The 17,228-nt window shown below is 39.1% G+C and carries 14 protein-coding genes; 6 read left to right on the top strand and 8 right to left on the bottom strand.

Annotated features, from left to right (window positions below):
* Positions 1-995: 995 nt before the first annotated feature.
* Complete coding sequence (locus AC1DSL_RS12110; protein WP_477532358.1) at positions 996-2,180, bottom strand: MFS transporter; 1,185 nt, start codon at positions 2,178-2,180, stop codon at positions 996-998.
* 307 nt (positions 2,181-2,487) lie between these two features.
* On the opposite strand from AC1DSL_RS12110, the gene AC1DSL_RS12105 reads away from it, so the two are divergent.
* The 4 genes from AC1DSL_RS12105 (at position 2,488) to AC1DSL_RS12090 (ending at position 7,912) form a co-directional block, all read left to right on the top strand.
* Positions 2,488-4,740, top strand: coding sequence for an EAL domain-containing protein (locus tag AC1DSL_RS12105; RefSeq protein ID WP_477532357.1), 2,253 nt, complete (start codon positions 2,488-2,490; stop codon positions 4,738-4,740).
* Positions 4,737-6,362: a thiamine pyrophosphate-binding protein gene (locus tag AC1DSL_RS12100; RefSeq protein ID WP_477532356.1), complete on the top strand. Its 1,626-nt coding sequence runs from the start codon at positions 4,737-4,739 to the stop codon at positions 6,360-6,362. The genes AC1DSL_RS12105 and AC1DSL_RS12100 overlap by 4 nt, the downstream gene beginning before the upstream one ends.
* 277 nt (positions 6,363-6,639) lie before the next feature.
* Positions 6,640-7,302 (top strand): HAD family hydrolase, encoded by a 663-nt coding sequence (locus AC1DSL_RS12095; RefSeq protein WP_477532355.1) that lies wholly within the window; start codon positions 6,640-6,642, stop codon positions 7,300-7,302.
* A 391-nt stretch (positions 7,303-7,693) separates the two neighbouring features.
* On the top strand, positions 7,694-7,912 hold the full coding sequence (locus AC1DSL_RS12090) for a hypothetical protein (RefSeq protein ID WP_016428161.1): 219 nt from the start codon (positions 7,694-7,696) through the stop codon (positions 7,910-7,912).
* A gap of 246 nt (positions 7,913-8,158) precedes the next feature.
* On the opposite strand, the gene AC1DSL_RS12085 is transcribed toward AC1DSL_RS12090, so the two are convergent.
* From AC1DSL_RS12085 to AC1DSL_RS12055, 7 genes are all read right to left on the bottom strand, one after another.
* Positions 8,159-9,826 carry a glycoside hydrolase family 13 protein gene (locus AC1DSL_RS12085; RefSeq protein ID WP_477532354.1) on the bottom strand — a complete coding sequence of 556 codons (1,668 nt, stop codon included), beginning with the start codon at positions 9,824-9,826 and terminating at the stop codon, positions 8,159-8,161.
* A 614-nt stretch (positions 9,827-10,440) separates the two neighbouring features.
* Positions 10,441-11,526, bottom strand: coding sequence for an ABC transporter ATP-binding protein (locus AC1DSL_RS12080; RefSeq protein WP_477532353.1), 1,086 nt, complete (start codon positions 11,524-11,526; stop codon positions 10,441-10,443).
* Between the two features lie 18 nt (positions 11,527-11,544).
* Positions 11,545-12,447, bottom strand: a complete 903-nt coding sequence (locus AC1DSL_RS12075; protein WP_477532352.1) for an ROK family protein — start codon at positions 12,445-12,447, stop codon at positions 11,545-11,547.
* 103 nt (positions 12,448-12,550) lie between these two features.
* Entirely contained in the window at positions 12,551-14,242 is a 1,692-nt protein-coding gene (locus tag AC1DSL_RS12070) for a glycoside hydrolase family 13 protein (RefSeq protein WP_477532351.1), read from the bottom strand.
* A gap of 170 nt (positions 14,243-14,412) precedes the next feature.
* On the bottom strand, positions 14,413-14,571 hold the full coding sequence (locus AC1DSL_RS12065) for an aspartyl-phosphate phosphatase Spo0E family protein (protein WP_016428166.1): 159 nt from the start codon (positions 14,569-14,571) through the stop codon (positions 14,413-14,415).
* A gap of 230 nt (positions 14,572-14,801) precedes the next feature.
* Positions 14,802-15,251, bottom strand: coding sequence for a VanZ family protein (locus AC1DSL_RS12060; RefSeq protein ID WP_477532350.1), 450 nt, complete (start codon positions 15,249-15,251; stop codon positions 14,802-14,804).
* 217 nt (positions 15,252-15,468) lie between these two features.
* The gene (locus AC1DSL_RS12055) at positions 15,469-15,675 is read right to left on the bottom strand and encodes an alpha/beta-type small acid-soluble spore protein (RefSeq protein WP_016428168.1); all 207 of its coding nucleotides are present in this window, start codon (positions 15,673-15,675) and stop codon (positions 15,469-15,471) included.
* 291 nt (positions 15,676-15,966) lie between these two features.
* Here AC1DSL_RS12055 and AC1DSL_RS12050 point away from each other — a divergent pair, with 291 nt between their 5' ends.
* A complete protein-coding gene (locus AC1DSL_RS12050; protein ID WP_477532349.1) occupies positions 15,967-16,653 on the top strand; it encodes a hypothetical protein in 687 nt (228 codons plus the stop codon).
* Between the two features lie 330 nt (positions 16,654-16,983).
* Positions 16,984-17,172 (top strand): hypothetical protein, encoded by a 189-nt coding sequence (locus tag AC1DSL_RS12045; protein WP_477532348.1) that lies wholly within the window; start codon positions 16,984-16,986, stop codon positions 17,170-17,172.
* The last annotated feature ends 56 nt before the right edge of the window (positions 17,173-17,228 follow it).

Genomic DNA, 17,228 nt, shown 5'->3' with positions numbered 1-17,228 from the left:
TCATTAGATAGTGTGTTAATGGTCCCAAAAATAATCCAAGTACCGCAAATTGAATTAAAAAGGCTAACATAGAAACAGCAACCCACTTTAGTCTATTTCTGATGGATACTATATTTTTAATTGAGAAAAGTACTGAAATTATGACTAATGCAACAAGCAGCCATTCATACAAGTAGAACAATGATTCTTTGTGGACGGCAAAATAATATCCAAGAGCGGATAATGGTATGATTGTGAGCAGTAAATATCCATTTAGTTTGAGATAAAAGGTTTCGTTAATTTTCTTCTCCTCCTTTTAAATTCCCCATTTACACCCAGTATCAAGATAACAGTCCAATTAATTTTAACAGATAATTCCATAAATCAAAATAATTTCTTTTAGTAAACTGACCTCTAAGCCACCCATGCAGCGAAAAATCACTGCACCACAAAGGATGAAAATTTGTTCTTAATGGGTATAAATCACTATGGCTGGCGAAGAAGGTCGATGAACTATGGTGCCATAGAGCCCAACCGTTAGTCTGACTCCAACGACCACGGTGCATCACAAAACTGTCGCCCCCAATATGGGTAGCACTTATGGGATATTTATCCTACTTTAGTTACTGCACCAGACTTGCCTTTATTCTTAGTAGATTGGAGATACTTCTCGATTTACTTACCAACTCCAAATAATTTCTCTTAAGGCTCAGCTTTTTTCTGGGTCCTTTTGATATGCACTATTATTGATTTTGAGCGTTTTTTAATTTTCATAGGAGTTCAATAAGTTCAACAAAAAGAGCGTTAACCCTGCTCGGGTCAACAACTTTATTTCAAAACTACAATAGAATAAAAACCTCGTATTTTGTTTGATCAAAATACGAGGTTTCACCTGTTAATTTCTATTCATTTTTATTTAATAGCTCCATACGTTTCCCGCTAAACTTCCCAAAAGCCTTTTCTGATTGTGAAACCCTACGTTCATATTGTCCAACAACCTATCGAACGCAATAAATTCACTTCACAAATTGGATTGATTTCTGATTCCTCTGCCACACGACACTTACCAAGATTGTAATCCCTAGTACGACGAATCCTAGCAAGAAAGGATATATAATATTCACGTCATATAAAACACCAGCAAGTAGCGGTCCGACTACGTTACCAATACTCATATAGGCGTTATTCATCCCCATCGCGAATCCTTGTTCATTACCTGCTAGCTTTGAGATCAGCGTATTCAGCACTGGTCTCAAAATAGAAGTTGCAAGGAACACCACTAACGTAATCATAAAGAACAGCACATAGGTGGAGGCAAATAAAGATAAGAAGAAACATAAAGCTGTCAAGGCGATAAAGAAATTCAAAATGATTCCTTCACCATACCTTCGAACGAGACGATCCACCACCAATAATTGCATCACAACGCTGACAATCCCTGTTGACGTCACCATCACTGCAATCTGTTTCGGTGTTGCGCCAAATTGATTATCCACAAACAGACCTAATACCGATTCATATGCCATCAACCCAAAACTCATGACGAGTGTAATAATAAGTGGGATAAAATAAGGCTTTTGTACAGACTGTGCAAGTTTTTTCACCATTGATTCCTGTTTAACTGCGCCTAAAACATCTCCAGTTTCCCTGCTTTCCTTCAATACAATTATTGAGAATATCACAGACAACAACGATACCAATGCGGAAACGAGCAATGGAAGCTTCAAGTCATAATCCGCCAAAAACCCTCCGATTCCAGGTCCAATGACAATTCCGAGTGACATCGCTGCGGAAATGTAACTATTCCCTTTTGCACGCTGATCCATTGTCGTAATATCTGCTACATAAGCGAAAATCGCAGGAATTAATAAGGCTGCACCGATACCGCCTATCACTCGCGATGTATACAGCACCCATATTGAATCCGAGAAATAAAACACAAACATGGAAAGCGTTAATCCGCTTAGACCTGCTATAATCATCTTCCGTCGACCAACTTGATCTGCCCACTTACCGGCAATCGGTGACATGACGAACTGTGCCCCCGCAAAGATGGCAATCATAAGACCTGCCGCCATGCCCCCTTCACCAATCGACATTAGATAGGCTGGCAGTATCGGAATGATTATGCCAAAACTCCCTATTGCGATAAACATATTTATCATTAAAACAATTATTTTCTTTCGTTGATCTTGCATCATAAATATTCCTCATCTCATTTAACATACTTTCCTATCTAACCCTACCTACCAGTCAAACGTCAACTCTTTCGGTTTATTTAACTGAAATGTAATCTTTTTTTATGTTGGGTACGATTGTGACGAATTAAACAACTTTTTCGACTATATTCGACTTTATTCATTATTTGGTAGGTAAAATCCTTCTTATCAACTATAATAAAAAGGAGTACTAGTTACTATAATACAAAAATATTGTTATATATTGTAAAACCTTGAATTATTTACTTAAGACACTTTGCAAAAACCTTATTATAAAGGGGGGATTTGAATGCAAGCACAACAATTAAATTTACAGCTAATTGAACAGTCGAAAATGCGATGTGAAGAATGGGGATTGGATCCGACGATTATTCCCGACCCTTTAGAAATTGGCCATGAACAACTACAACAAATTCAAAAAGAAAATAAAGAAGTCTTGAAAGTGGTGGAATTTTTTATTCCAGAATTTTTGAAGATGGTAAAAGGAACTCCACTTTTGATTGTTGTTACCGATAATCAGGGCATCGTCACCTATATGGAAGGTGACAATACGATTAAAGATGTCATTCAACAACTTGGCTTTCGAACAGGCGTTCAGTTTACGGAGAAATACAATGGAACGAATTGTATCAGTCTTGCACTGAACCACAATCAACCGGTGGAAGTAGTAGGCTCTCAACATTATCATGATTTCCTCTATCAGTCGGCTTGTTATTCCGTGCCAGTTACAGATCATCGTACGAACGGCACTCTTGGAACAGTTTCCATTATGACCGCTTTGAATTTTGAAGACCCTCTACTCCTTTCCTTGCTTTCGATTGTCGGAACGAGTATCGAACGTGAAATCCAATTGCAAGAACAAAACAAAGATTTGAATGTGCTGAACCAAGTGTTAACGGAATCCTCACATACTGCCATGATTTTGACGGATCATTATGGTCGTATTATGGAATTTAATCCATATGCAGAAAAACTGACAGGATTGAAACGCCAAGATGTGATTAAAAAGCCTGCGTCTGAGCTGGCTATTCTTAAGGATTGGATAGATCAAATCATCCAAACGAAAGAAAGCTTTTCCGATATCGAAGTGAAATTCCAAAAACCGGATTCGTCAAAAGAAACCATTTGTCTATTTGACGGCCGTCCAATTTACAGTGTGAATCAATATTTCATCGGGACAGTCTGCAGCTTCCGTGACATAACTGAACGCTATGAAAACCAATTGATCATGCAGCATCACGCACATCATGATGATTTAACAACATTGCCTAATAGACGCTATTTCCATAACTATATAAATGGCATTCTGGATTCATCCGATGGGAAAAATATTTCATTGGCGGTTTTCCTGCTAGATCTTGATCGTTTTAAATTAATCAATGATACATTGGGTCATGCAAAGGGTGATACGTTACTTGTTGAAATCGCTCAAAGATTAAATCATTATTTACTCGACAAAGGAAAGCTGTTTCGAATGGGTGGCGATGAGTTTACCATCGCTTTGACAGATTTCAATTCAGTTGATGAATTAAAAAAAATTGCCGACGATATTATTGAAGTCGTTCGGAAACCATTTTTCCTTCAAAACCTGGAGTTTCATGTTAGCACGAGTATCGGTATCGCCCTCTATCCAAATGACGGGTCAGATATCAATACCCTATTCCTACATGCAGATACCGCTATGTACCGTGCAAAAGATCAAGGGAAAAACGGTTACTGCATATACAATTCGGATATGAACGAGGAATCTCTCAAGAAACTGACGCTCGAATCGGAGCTCGAATTAGCCATAAAAAATAACGATCTTATCCTGCATTACCAACCGCAGATTGATTTGCACACTAATCAAATTGTGGGAGTTGAAGCCTTATTACGCTGGAATCATCCTGAACTTGGACTTATTCCTCCAGCTGATTTCATTCCACTAGCTGAAGAAATGGGATTGATGGTACATCTTGGTGAATGGGTACTCAATCACGGCTGCCGTCAAATGAAAAAGTGGCACGATCAAGGCATGACGTCATTGAAACTATCCATTAACTTGTCTCCTCAGGAATTTTTAAAGCAACGTCTTGTGGATAAAGTCAAACAAGTATTGCAAGAAACTGGGCTTGCACCACATGGATTGGAACTGGAAATCACGGAATCTATGACAATGGATGTTATTCGTTCCACATCAATCTTGGAAGAATTGCATGAGCTTGGTATACAGATAGCCATGGATGACTTTGGTACAGGCTACAGTTCACTTAACTACTTGAAGAACTTCCATATTCATCGTCTGAAAATTGACCGAAGTTTCATTCGTGACATGCTGAATGGACCGAAAGATGGCCAAATCGTGAGCACCATCATTTCCATCGCACATGCGCTGAATCTAAAAGTCATTGCAGAAGGCGTAGAAACAAAAGAACAGCTTCATTTCCTTGAAAAATTACAATGTGACGAAATACAAGGCTACTATTACAGCAAACCGTTATCAGCTACCGATCTCGAAAAAAAATATGAATTTAATTCATCTAGAGGTGTCATTCATCCATGAAATCAATTGCATCATTATTGGTCGAACACTTAAAATCATTTCAAGTAACTCACGCATTCGGTATTCCCGGTAAAGCGGTTGTTCCTCTTCTCCTTGCAATGGAAAAGAACGAACTTGAATTCGTATTAAGCAGACACGAATCTGGCGCTGGCTTCATGGCTGCAGGTTATGCACGCCAGAACAATACGCTTGGGGTCGCGGTCGGAACTTCAGGACCAGGTGGCACGAACTTGCTGACTGCTGCTGGACAAGCAAAAGCCTTCCACTTGCCGGTACTTTTCATTACTGGACATCCTTCAGTCAAAGATTCAGGACGTGCCATGGGTCAGGATTCCAGTATTTTCGGGACAGATCTTGTAAAAATGTTTGAACCAGTTACTCTCTTCAGCGCAAGAGTCGAACGAGCTGATCAGTTCCAAGTATACTTCCAGCATGCTCTTCAAAAAGCACTGACTGGAACAAAAGGTCCTGTTCATCTTTCCATCCCTGCTGACGTGTTGATGGAAGAAATCGAGCCCTTTACATTATCGCTTCCGGCCTTGGAACCGGCGGTCTCGCCATACATGGGAGAAGTGAAATCCTTGCTGGAGCAAGCGAAAAGACCTCTCCTGTTCCTAGGGAAAGGTGTGCATATTTCACAGGCTTATGACGAAGTTAGCCAACTTTCACTTCAATACAATGTGCCAGTCATCACTACACCCGGCGGAAAAGGAACAATTCGCACCGACCATCCGGGTTACCTCGGTCCTTTCGGATTGGGGGGAACGCAAGCTGCGACTGATTATTTAAATGAAGGCGTTGACTTGTTAATTGTCATCGGAACGAAACTGACGGATATGACGTTAGCCGGTTTCACTCTGGACATGGCGCCTGAACAAATCATTCAATTTGATATTGAATCGACATTTATCGGCCGGTCACTACCTGTTCCTACCCTGCCTGTCATTGGGGATGCAAAAACGAATCTACATGCCATTCTTGACCCGGCATTTCGTGAAATTGCGGCAACAACTTTCGCTGAGAAAGAAGCAATTGAAGTTGACATTCTTCCTTCAACCACCGAAAGATTGTCAGCAGTTACTGCTGTCCAATTGATGCGCAAACATCTGTCCTCAGAGACCATACTGTATGGGGACGATGGAAGTCATACTTTCTACGCAATCGAGAATTTCACGATTGAACAAGAAGGTACATTCTTTATGGATGATGTCTTCGGGACAATGGGACATGCAATCGGCTACGCCATCGGTGCTAAATTTGCAGATCTCAACCAAGCCATTGCCTGTCTGACTGGCGACGGCTGCATGATGATGCACGGCACAGAAATATCTGCGGCTGCATGCCATGACCTGCAAATTCCATTTATCATCCTGAACAACGGTCGCTTAGACATGGTCGACAAAGGCATGCGCTATAATTTAGGGCGATCAGTCGGTACGGTTTACGAATACCCAGCAAACTTAAGCCTATTCGGCGAATCACTGGGTGCAGCATCTTTCCGTTGCTTCACTGCTCAACAAGTTGAAGAAGCCCTGACCTTCGCAAAAGCTAACAAAGGACCAACCGTCATCGAAATCATGGTGGACCCTGAAGAAATCCCACCTACACTGAAACGCGGTTAATAGATACCCCACCAACTTTTTTCGAGTTGGTGGGGCTTTGTTTTGTTAACTAAAGAAGTGTCACGTTAATTTTGATATAAGGTTGCTGTTGTTTGTTGGAAAATGCCGTTTCAAACAAAAGTTACGTTTTTTCCAACTAACATCTCAGATTTCCCAACTAAGTTCCGAAGTCTATAATGGGTGTCTGGTATTTTTCTTTATATTAGAATTATAAAAGATTCCATAAATACAAAGAATTTCATGATAAACTAGAATTATCAGAACAGGAGTGATCACAATGCGCGTAGCCATTTTCGACTTTGACGGGACACTGTACCCGCAAGAAACATTTACATTAATGATGAACTATATGAAGAAACACCCTGTCCACTCATCAAAATATCAATCATTTTATCGAGCGCTAATGAAGCCATACCTTGCCTATAAAATGAAAATATACCCTGAAAACAAAATGAAAGCCAAATCAATGCAACTCTATCTAGACGCATTCAAAGGTATGTATCAACRTGAAATCGAAAAATATTTTGAGGATATGTCCCGTGATATGCACAAAGACCTTAACTGGAATGTTGTCGATCGTTTGCAAAAGCATTTAATCGAAGGTGACCATGTCCTTCTCGTGTCAGGTGCTTTCACTCCCATGCTAAACGAAGTTACCCGTGACTTTGCTATTCACGATGTCATTGGTACAGAAATTCCAATGCGAAACGGCAAAATCGATACAGATACTGGCATTTACCATATCCAAGGAGAACGCAAAAACGAAATGATAGAGAAAGCACTTGAAGGCATGGAGATTGACTGGGAAAACAGTTCAGCTTATGGCGACAGTATTTCCGACATCACCGTTTTGGAACTCGTTGGCAATCCGGTGGCGGTCCGTCCCGAATCCCGCCTGAAAGCAATAGCTGAAGAACGCAAATGGGAGATTATTTGGTAGACAGAAAAGTGGAGATGCCCACTATAGCTCGACTCCGACGGTGGAAAGTCCTAATCGAAAACCCTGTTTTCGAACGATGTTAGGAAGAAAGGCTAAGAGCCCGACATCGTGTCGGAACGCCTTCATGATCAACATCCTATTGAACCAAGCTTAGGTGCGGGCTGGCACTTGTAGCTGGACCGCACAATTAATGTAAAAGCGACTGAAGATATAATTTCAGTCGCTTTTTCTTTTCCCGAAGCCTGCTCAAGAATGTTTCAGAGTGATGATTTTTCCGACTTCACCAACTTTTTCTCAGACTGAGATTTCGCACTAGTAAAGTTCAATGAATAGCCACCCCCGCGCACTAGTACGTATGATACACTTAAAAGAAAAAAGGAAGTATTCATAAATGAAACGTTTTAAATTTATCATTCCGATTATGGTAGTCGTCGCAGTTCTTTCGTTATGGCACTTAAGCACAGATTATTCAGAGGTTCCTCTTGCAACACGTATTTTGATTGCAGCAGGCGGTTCCGTCGTGTCAGGCATTATCTCCTACTTTATGCTGAGAAAAGATGTTCATAAAGTCGACCCAAAACCTGCAGAACCTACCAACAAAAAACGCTAAGTATATTTACGTGCACTATAAATATGGACAACAAATAGCACCTCCAATTGTTAGTTGTGTCAAACAATTGGAGGTGTAGTTCATTTTGACGGTGCTTTCTCTTTCCTTTCGAGACTTCTTAAAAATCTCATAGACACCTTTTACCTCAAAATTTATCGCTCAAGCACATCTCAACACCAACTTCACTTGTTGAGACACCTCTCATCTCATAACAAAAAAACCTTCCCAACTCGGGAAGGTTCATTATTATTTCATTTTATATATACGTGTTTCAAATGGTGCCATCTCGAAACTATTCATTTCTTCGTGAGGTTGCACGTCTTTGTTCGCCAATAATAAGTTATCGAACTTAAATGCGCGCTCCGCCATTTTTTCAATGGACACGGTGTTTGCTCCCAAATTGGAAATGACAATTACTTGTTCGTCACCCAAAGTACGCGAATAAGCATATACGTATTCGTGATCAGGCAGCAATAAATCGTACGTACCATACGTAAAGACATCCTGCGATTTTTTCAGTTGAATCATTTTCTTGTAAAAATGATAGATGGACTGTTCATCTTTCAACTGGTTTTCAACGTTGATGTCAACATAGTTTGGATTGATGCCAATCCAAGGAGCTGCTGTTGAGAAGCCAGCGTTTTGTTCAGACGACCATTGCATCGGGGTACGTGAATTATCACGGCTTGAAGACCAAATGATGTCCATGATTTCTTCATGCGACTTGCCTTCACTCATTTTGGAAGCGTACATCCCATTGATGGCCACATCGTTATAATCTTCAATCGATGCAAACTGTACATTAGTCATGCCGATTTCCTGGCCTTGATAAATGAATGGCGTTCCTTGCATGAAGAAATACATAGCTGCGATGGATGTTGCACTTTCGTACCAGTACTCTTTGTCGTTCCCCCATGTGGAGACGATGCGGGCTTTATCATGGTTTTCGATGAACAATGCGTTCCAGCCATTGTTTTCTAGCCCTTTCTGCCAACGCGTCAACACCTCTTTAAGACCTTGGATATCCAGTGTTTTCTTATCTTCAGCATCCCATAATCCCAAGTGTTCGAATTGGAACACCATATTGAACTTACCGTTCTCTTCTCCAACCCATTGATCGATTTCGTCGACACTGACACCGTTTGCTTCGCCAACAGTCATGATATCGTATTTTGAAAAAGTCTCTTGCTTGAGTTCTTCAAGGAATGGTTGGATTCCCTCGACGTTCATATATTTTTCCCATGCGTGAATATATGGTTGATCCGTATCGTTTTCCATATCTGAAAACGTTTGGTCTTTTTTAATATGGCTGATTGCATCCACTCGGAAACCATCAATGCCTTGATCCAGCCACCACTTGATCATGTCATATAGGGCTGTTCGCACGTCACCATTTTCCCAGTTCAGGTCAGGTTGTTTTGTCGAGAAGATGTGTAAATAATATTGCCCACTTTCTTCATCCAATTCCCATGTTGAACCGTTGAAAATACTTTCCCAGTTGTTCGGCTCTTTGCCATCTTTGCCGTCACGCCATACGTACCAATCACGTTTCGGATTGTCTTTTGACGATTTGGACTCGATAAACCATTGATGCTCATCACTCGTATGATTAATAACCAAATCAATAATCAGCTTCATCCCACGTCCGTGAACTTCTGACAACAATTGAGTGAAATCGGCCATCGTGCCAAACTCATCCATGATGTCCTGATAATCGCTTATGTCATAGCCATTGTCATCATTTGGTGATTTGTACATCGGACAGATCCAGATAACATCAATGCCTAAATCTTTCAGATAATCCAATTTTGAAATGATTCCTTGAAGATCGCCAATGCCATCTCCATTTGAATCCATAAAACTACGAGGATACACTTGATAAACAATTGCTTCTTTCCACCAGTTTCTAGTCAAATCTTTACCTCCTTCAGTCTTTCAAGATAACTGCACATTTCATTTTTCATTTAACTTTTTCAACTTACCTGTTTTACTTCACATCACCAGCCGCTTCTCCTAAGATCCCTCTCGGTCGAAAACTTATGAAGACTATTTGTAACAATTTCATATGTATTAATCATTCTGTAAGGGGTCTCAACTTTGCCCCATCGATGTTGATATTGAATTTCCAAAATACGAAGAACAATGGAATCATGACTCATTGGAACGGATACCATAGACGCAACTTGCATAAAAAACGTTACTTTTCTTACGAGAAAGTATGTATGATGCCATCGAAGAGATAATGATGATAAGAATGATTACGCTCAGGGTCATAATCATGAGGGTATTGAAAAAAATATTGGAACGAAATCGAAACGCTCTAAAATATCATTGTCATCATCCATATGAAAACAACGAAACATATAAAATTCATTGTCCCAGCAAATAGAACATTTCTTAAAATATGAAAACGCTTGCATAAACTTTTCAGGAATCTGTGCAAACGTTTTCACAGATAGGTAAACTTATCGTATCACATGACGTTTCTTCATTCAATAACACTTTTTATATTATTCAATTACTTTATATTACTTAATCCGTAATTCACTTTCTTTATCAAAGAAGTGTCCTTTTTCCAAGTTGAATGCAAGATTGATTATATCGCCAGGCTGAACATTGCTGCTTGCATCTATTCTTGAGATGAATTCTTGATTGTCGATGTTCGAGTAAACCATCAATTCCGCCCCAGTAAGTTCTGATACTTCCACTTTTACAGGCAAAGTTGGTGATCCAACAGGTGCTTCATTTGAAATATGTTCAGGACGAATTCCTAAGATTACTTCCTTACCTTCGTAGCCTTGCTCCTTTAAGTAAGTTGCATGTGAAGCTGGAATTTCAAGATAAGTTTCCCCAATCACAAAATGTCCTTTCACGACTTTTCCATTGAAGAAATTCATAGAAGGTGAACCGATGAAACCACCAACGAATACATTATCCGGCTTATCATATACTTCTTTTGGCGTGCCGATTTGCTGAACGAGCCCATCTTTCATAATGACAATACGTGAAGCCATTGTCATTGCTTCTGTTTGATCATGTGTTACATAAATAGTTGTTGTCTTCAGTCGTAAATGTAATTTGGCAATTTCAGCACGCATTTGAACACGCAACTTAGAATCAAGGTTCGATAATGGCTCATCCATCAAGAATAAATTGGCATCACGGACAATCGCACGACCTAGTGCCACGCGCTGACGTTGACCGCCTGATAGTGCTTTTGGTTTTCGATCCAAATAAGGTTCCAAACCAAGAATTTCAGCAGCATTTTTTACACGTTCTGCAATTTCATCTTTCGGGAACTTACGCAATTTCAAGCCGAACGCCATATTTTCAAATACCGTCATGTGAGGGTAAAGTGCGTAGTTTTGGAAAACCATTGCAATATCACGCTCTTTTGGCGGAACATCGTTCATGCGTTTGCCATCGATATAAAAATTACCATGCGAAATATCTTCAAGACCTGCAATCATACGCAATGTGGTCGACTTCCCACACCCTGAAGGACCAACGAAAACAATAAATTCTTGTTCTTCTACATGCAAGTCAAAATTTGAAACGGCAGTAACGTTGTTATCGTAAACTTTTGATATGTTTTCCAACACTAATTTTGCCAATCCATACACGTCCTTTACTTATTTTTTCTCTTCTTCGCCTGACCATACCAGTAAAGCAGCACCAAGCATACCTGCTTCATTGCCAAACGTCGCTTTTCTTACTTCCAACGGCTTCAGCAACAACGGTTCGAGTGACTCCAGTAAGTGAGACCACCATCCATCTGCCGATTCGGAAACACCGCCGCCGATTACGACACAATCCATATCAAGGACTGCCTGTAACGAACTGATAACAATAGCCAAATCACCCGTGAATTTTTTCGTGATAGCTAATGCTTCCGTATGGCCTTCACCAGCAAGTTCAAACATTCGGTTCGGTGACACTAACTGATTTTGATTATCCACAATATTACGTTCAGCAATAAGTCGTCGTAGCGCCGTCCCTGAAACATATTGTTCACTGCAACCCGGGCGACCACATGCACAAACGTGACCATTCGGATATAAAATCATATGACCGACTTCCCCCGCACCGCCGTGGGCTCCATTCATAACGTGACCATCGATGACAAAACCGCCACCCAGTCCAGTACCAACCGTTAAACAAACCGTGCGTCGGAAACCTTTTGCTGCGCCAAGTCGATGTTCAGCAAGACCGGCACAATTCGCATCATTATTGACCTCGACTCGAAGCCCTGTCGCTTTCTGTAAAAGCGCTTTCACTTCTGTGCCTTGCCAGCCGGGCAATGTCTCAGTTTCGAAAGTGATGACGCCTTGTTCCGCGTCCACCATGCCTCTCGTGCCAATCCCAATCGCCTCGATGTGCGGATGGTTCTGTAAAAATTCGACTACTTTTTCTTCTAAATAAGGATACAAAGGGATCTGAGTTGGAACAACATGATCTTCAATCACTTGTCCCGTCGAATCGACAACGCCGAATCGAATCTTCGTCCCTCCAATATCCACACCAAGGACTACCATCTACTCTTGACCTCCATTATATTGAAATCTATTAAACGATGAAGTTATCTTTTTTATCATACATGATTTTACCGATTCGTCTATATTTGATTTTTCACAAAATTCATTCCGACGCAGATGAGTAAAAAACCAATGCCTCATATGGTCGCAACTCAATTTTATCAAGCAGATCAACAGAAGGATAATTATGGCTGATCAGTTTACTATTACAAATATAGTTTTTCACGACATCATCTTTTAGTAAAATTTCATCCTTACTGAAATTACATAACACCAACAGGCTTTCTTTCTCAGCTCTGCGTTCATAAGCAAATAGCTGTGCATGATCCTTGAATAATATTTTGAAGTCACCGATTGTGATAACGTCCAGCTGTTTTCTCAACTTGATCAGCTGCTGATAATGTGCAAACACCGACTGTTCACTCTGTAAATCATTCGCCACATTAATTTCTGAATATCTCGGATTAACTTCGATCCACGGAGTCCCCGTTGTAAAACCACCATTTTTTTCAGATGACCACTGCATCGGTGTGCGTGCATTATCTCGACCTTTTGCATAAATGGATTGCATAACGATATCGTGATTGGCACCCTGCTCCATTTTTTCATGATACATATTTAATGTTTCCAAATCTTTGTATTGGTCAATTGTTTCGAATGCCACATTCGTCATGCCAATTTCTTCGCCTTGGTAAATATAAGGTGTCCCTTGCATCATATGTAAGCAAGTTGCGAGCATTTTTGCTGACTCCACACGATACTCCCCATCGTTACCGAAACGCGACACAATCCGTGGTTGATCATGGTTATTCCAATAAAGACTATTCCACCCTTTGTCTTGAAGCGAGATTTGCCACTTTTCAAGATTGTCCTTCAGATCGATTAAATTCAAAGGTTTTAGATCCCATTTACCATTAGGACCACTATCTAAATCCATATGTTCAAATGTGAAAATCATATTCACTTCTTTATTTTCAGGGTTCGTGTAATCGATTGCTTCCTTTGGTGAAGCTCCTGGCATTTCGCCAACTGTCAAAACGTCATAATGCGAAAGCACCTCTTGATTCATCTCTTGTAAAAAGTCATGTATCTTCGGACCGTTAATGAAATAGGGACTGCCATCCCCGTAAGCTTGTCCTTCATTTTGTGCACCATTAGGCAAACCTGGCTCCTTAGAAATGAAATTGATTACATCCATACGGAATCCGCCAATCCCTTTATCCAGCCAAAAACTCATCATGTCATACACCGATTGTCGCAATTCATCATTTTCCCAGTTTAAATCAGGTTGTTTTTTAGAGAACAAATGAAGGTAATAATCTTGTGTTGCGTCGTTCAATTGCCAAGCGGACCCACCAAAAACCGATCCCCAATTGTTCGGCGGCTGTCCGTTTTTACCCTGTGCCCATATGTAAAAATCTCGTTTAGGATTATCTACACTCGACTTCGACTCAACAAACCACGCATGTTCATCCGATGTATGATTGACGACCAGATCCATAATAATTTGGAGATTCCGTTCCTTTGCCGCTTCCAATAACTCATCAAAATCCGCCATGCTTCCGAATTCATCCATGATGGATTGATAATCCCGAATATCATAGCCGTTGTCATCATTTGGAGAATCGTATATCGGACTCAGCCAAATCACATCCACACCAAGCTCCACCAGATAATCCAATTTTGAAATGATTCCTTGTAAATCGCCGATTCCATCACCATTAGAATCATAAAAACTGCGTGGATACACTTGATACACAACACTTTTTTTCCACCAGTTAGTTTCAATATTCATGTCATTTCCCCCGTTAATTTTTGAAACTAGCGTAACATAATTTTTACTTGACTGAAAATTTTCATTTCTCTCGTATGTTGAAAGCCATAAAAAAAGAACCTACAATGTTTAGACGCTTGAAGATTCTCTTTAACGATATTTTATTTGTTTGATACAAAATTAAGGCTCAATTAAATTCCTTGGTATCTATTCAGTAATGAATCAAGCTCCTGGCTGCATGCGACTACGCTGGAATGCGTAAAACCAAAATGCTTTGCTTTGTAATACATTACTCTCCTTTTAATATTGATTTGTCCAAGTAAAAACATTTTAAGGTGAATATTTGTCATGATTACCCTTTCCTCCATTTAATAATTTTTGGTATTTTTTGTATACGAATTAAAGACGTTGTACACTCAAAGAACATCTTAACTAATTGGCTTTGTAAAAAAATGTCGCATTGTGGTGAGTTTTTAAAAATTCACTAATTTGTCACATTCACTAAATTATTTGATGTTTAATATTGAAAAAACATGTTTTTTCTGATTCGCAATTTTAGTAATACGAAATAATATTTTGTTCATCCAGGTGCTTCATGAATTTTATTTGTATTTGAATTTCCGGCAAGAGATTTACACAGTAAAAATGCTAATAGGATACCAATCATATCAACGCCTACATCAAAAAGTCTCCCATTGCGTTGAAAATATAGCTGTAGGATTTCTGTGAAAAACGCAAACATACTGCATAACATAAACGCATGGCCAAACCTTTTGATCGTTGCAAAAAGGAAGAAAAACAGAAGTCCAAAAGCAGAAATGTGACCGATTTTTTGTATCACATAGAACTCTTTCTCGAGGTGAATATCATGTGTAATAAACAAGTCACGAAAATTCGGTTTGACATCCAGATGAAAACTGATTGCTTGCTCATATAAAAAAGCGTGAGCATCCGCGGTACAGCCTGCGACTAATATCGTGACCATCCAGAATAACAGGAGGAGTTGTTTTAAACATGTGGAAAGCGCCATGTTAGTTCAACTCCAGCCCAGGTAGAAATATACTCTTAATAAAATTTTTAAGCTTTATTAATAAATAAAACAAAACCGCACATCCTTTCATCGAATGTCATGTAAAGCGGATATGAAGAAAGACTATCTGTGGCTATTGAAAAGGTTGACCACAATTTCTATCAGTTATTCGCACAAAATAAATAAAAGCCGACAGAATGAACTGTCGGCCCGTGTTTTATGAATTTTGGTTACCTCTTAATTGTTGTTGGGCTTGTGCTACTAATCGCTTAGTGATTTCTCCGCCAACGGAACCGTTAGCACGCGATGTAGCGTTTTCGCCTAATTGTACTCCAAATTCTTGTGCAATTTCATACTTCATTTGATCCAAAGCTTGTTTTGCACCTGGTACTGACAATTTGTTGCTTGAATTGTTGTTTGCCATGTTACTCACCTCCTTGTTGCATATAGAATGTCTCATTTTTAAAAAATCATACAAGAAGGTTATATATTTTGTTCAAGAATGGATGTTTTTTATGAAGCGATTTAGGCTGACCATTGTTTTGTTGGAACAATTGAGGGTTTAGTTGAAAAAAAGTGTGGCTTAATTGGAAATAAGGAGATTTTAGTTGGAAAAATTGCAGCAATCGTTGGAATTACACCTATAGTGAAATCTATATGTGCCTATATTATTAATAACTCCTTTCATATATATAGAAACAGAAGGAGGATTCCGATGAACAAAGTGATGTATACCGTATATGAATGTTATAAAGAAGTTTTCAACCCACTTGAAATAGTGACGTCTATTTTTAGATACATTAAAATAACCAATTGGAAAAACCGTTTGATTCTTGCTACCATGCCAACTTCGTTACTTGTCTGTCTATTTCTTTATTTCAATAATTATTTTCTCTTATCCACACTAACTATTTTCACGGGATATTTAGTATATGCCATATTTGAATGTTATTTAAAACATGATATTTCCATTAACAACTCTATTTATCATTTCAAACAGGACTATGAAGAAGAAGTATCGACGTGGATTAACTTACTGGAACAGAAACTTCACTTTTCGCTTATGGATCTGAACAATCTCCAAATGCTAGAGGTCATTGTTCGAAATGAAATTGAAAATACCATGACCAAAAAATCGTTTGGAACCCGTATGAGTAGTTCCATTCAAATTTATTTAATTCCTTTACTAAGCTTTTTAGGCGGGATTCTCTTTTCCCAATCGATTACGATTCAATATTTGGACATGGTGTTCCTGGGAATTGTCTGGTTTTTCCTTCTCCTCGCAATTATTAATGTGRTGGCACATACAATCTTTGACTTCTCGAGTCAAACGAAACTTCGGGATATTTTGTCCTTGCTTTTGGAAATCAAACTCAACATTATTTCCTCACAGAAAAAATGATATTCCACACGAATTTAATTAGGCAATTCGATTGATTTTCAGATATGTTTGATTGATTTCCAGATAAACCATGTTGATTTAGAGATATTACCATGCGAAATATTGATATGTACAAATGAATTTCAGATATCCACTTTTGAATTCCAGATAATCCGTTAAAGACCTATTTTTCAACACAAAAAAACCTTCTGGAACTCATAGCCAGAAGGTTTTTGCTTTGKTTATAAGGAAATAATGCTTACATCGTTCTTCTGACAAGGTAAGAGAGTTCTTAAGGTTAACCGAGAATAATAAAATAATGAAACGACACATTTACACAAGGAGGTACATATGAATGAACAAAATATCACTAATTTAGTTGCTATCCTGCAAGACATTCAAATTGATCTACATCACATCAGTGAATCGTTACATACTTTAGCACACCATCCTCCCATTCACGATAAAAGTTTCAACGGAATGGAAGAAAAATTAAGGAGCATCGCCTGTTTTCTGGAGGATATCTCATATAAAAAATAAATKATATGTAAATTTTTMGATACAAAAACCCACTAGAACAGCTCTAGTGGGTTTCG

The sequence above is a fragment of the Paenisporosarcina sp. P4_D4 genome (assembly GCF_056401835.1).
This window is presented reverse-complemented; position numbering and strand designations above follow the sequence as displayed.

Bases quoted from the DNA above. Each gene is read 5' to 3' on its own strand.
- AC1DSL_RS12110 (WP_477532358.1), bottom strand. From the start codon at position 2,180: ATGATGCAAGATCAACGAAAGAAAATAATTGTTTTAATGATAAATATG.
- AC1DSL_RS12105 (WP_477532357.1), top strand. From the start codon at position 2,488: ATGCAAGCACAACAATTAAATTTACAGCTAATTGAACAGTCGAAAATG.
- AC1DSL_RS12100 (WP_477532356.1), top strand. From the start codon at position 4,737: ATGAAATCAATTGCATCATTATTGGTCGAACACTTAAAATCATTTCAA.
- AC1DSL_RS12090 (WP_016428161.1), top strand. From the start codon at position 7,694: ATGAAACGTTTTAAATTTATCATTCCGATTATGGTAGTCGTCGCAGTT.
- AC1DSL_RS12075 (WP_477532352.1), bottom strand. From the start codon at position 12,447: ATGGTAGTCCTTGGTGTGGATATTGGAGGGACGAAGATTCGATTCGGC.
- AC1DSL_RS12070 (WP_477532351.1), bottom strand. From the start codon at position 14,242: ATGAATATTGAAACTAACTGGTGGAAAAAAAGTGTTGTGTATCAAGTG.
- AC1DSL_RS12065 (WP_016428166.1), bottom strand. From the start codon at position 14,571: ATGACAAATATTCACCTTAAAATGTTTTTACTTGGACAAATCAATATT.
- AC1DSL_RS12060 (WP_477532350.1), bottom strand. From the start codon at position 15,251: ATGGCGCTTTCCACATGTTTAAAACAACTCCTCCTGTTATTCTGGATG.
- AC1DSL_RS12055 (WP_016428168.1), bottom strand. From the start codon at position 15,675: ATGGCAAACAACAATTCAAGCAACAAATTGTCAGTACCAGGTGCAAAA.
- AC1DSL_RS12045 (WP_477532348.1), top strand. From the start codon at position 16,984: ATGAATGAACAAAATATCACTAATTTAGTTGCTATCCTGCAAGACATT.